Below are 1,402 nucleotides of genomic sequence, written 5' to 3'. Positions count from 1 at the left end.
CGCCGTCCTCGATGACCAGGTCTTCCGCCTTCATGGCAAACCGCGCGGCAGCCAGTTGCAGTAGATGGGCGCGGGCGGTCGCAGCGGCAGCTCGCAGCGGCTTTGCGGTGATCTGGATGGTTTCGCTGGCAATCGTCGCGCCCTGATCCGGTGCGGCCGCGGTCGATCCAAGCACCATCCGGACGCGTTCGAATGGAACGTCCAACTCCTCGGCCACGATCTGGGCCAATGCGGTGCGGATCCCGGTGCCTAGATCGACATGACCGTTGAACGCGGTGACACGGCCGTCCGCGTCGAGCGCAAGGAACAGTTCGTCGTCCCTGCCCGCCAAAGAATTTGGGCGCAGAACCAAAAGCGTATCGGGACCTTTCAGATAGGTCGCGACAGACCGATCACGCGGACCGGTCATGAAGCCGCCTCTTCGACGTTCGCGACCGCGACCTTGGATGTGGCGAGCGCCGCTTCGCGCACGGCGGCAAGGATTTCGAGATGCGTGCCGCAGCGGCAAAGATGGTGACGCAGGGCGGTTCGAATGGCGGTCTCATCGGGACTGGAATTGCTTCTGAGCAACGCCACAGCGGCGACAATCATGCCGTTGATACAGTAACCACACTGAGCGGCGTTGTTTGCGATAAACGCGGCTTGTACGGGATGCGGGTGCTGCGGCGTTCCGAGCCCTTCCAATGTGGTGATGGGCCGGCCGGTGATCGCGCCGACCGGCACCGTACACGAGCGAACCGCGGTATCACCGACGAGGACCGCACAGGCTCCGCACTCAGCAAGGCCGCAACCGTATTTTGGGCCATTCAGGCCGAGGTCGTTTCGCAACACGAGGAGGAGCGGCGTCGACGGTGCGACGGAGACCTGGACTGCCAATCCGTTGACGTTCAGCGCAATCAAGGCCGCCATCCTGACTTGCTGAAACCTGCAATCACTATGGCGTACTTCAGTCGTTCGGGTCTGTATCGTCGCCGAGCAGGCGAAGCGTGTGGAGAAGTGCCATACGCTCGGCAGGATTGAGGGGCTTCAAGGTCAGTTCGGTGACATCTCTCGCATGAGGCACGACAGCTTCCAGCAATTGCAGACCGGCGGCCGTGATGGAGACGATTACCTTGCGCGCATCCGCGCCGTCCTTCGAAAACGCGATCAAGCCGCGATTCTTCAGCCTGTCGATGATCCCGCGAATTGTGCCCTGATCGACGCTTGTTGCCTTCACGAGTTCGCCTTGCGACTGAGGGCCGCTGTCCTTTAGCGCACACAACGTCGAAAATTGAACTGCCGTCAGCTGCGGATCGCCGGCATTCGCCTGAAAGATTGCGAGATGTCGCTGATAGGCCCGCCGAAGCAGGTAGCCGACCTGGTCCGTGAAAACATAGCGATCCGCATTCTCGATGCGATCCGC

General features: G+C 61.6%; 3 protein-coding genes. All 3 read right to left on the bottom strand.

The genetic code is table 11. The features are described from left to right. Positions 1-409, bottom strand: a 409-nt coding sequence (locus tag AC1D0I_RS32500) for a molybdopterin cofactor-binding domain-containing protein (RefSeq protein WP_477400169.1), incomplete at its 3' end; no start/stop codon positions are given. After that, the gene (locus AC1D0I_RS32495) at positions 406-909 is read right to left on the bottom strand and encodes a (2Fe-2S)-binding protein (protein ID WP_477228685.1); all 504 of its coding nucleotides are present in this window, start codon (positions 907-909) and stop codon (positions 406-408) included. The genes AC1D0I_RS32495 and AC1D0I_RS32500, both read right to left, overlap by 4 nt. Positions 910-946: 37 nt before the next feature. Further along, positions 947-1,393, bottom strand: a complete 447-nt coding sequence (locus tag AC1D0I_RS32490; RefSeq protein ID WP_477400170.1) for a MarR family winged helix-turn-helix transcriptional regulator — start codon at positions 1,391-1,393, stop codon at positions 947-949. Between the last annotated feature and the right edge of the window lie 9 nt (positions 1,394-1,402).

Source organism: Mesorhizobium sp. P2_D1, from assembly GCF_056404455.1.
The sequence above is the reverse complement of the archived record's forward strand: the minus strand, read 5'-3'. Positions and strand labels throughout refer to the sequence as shown.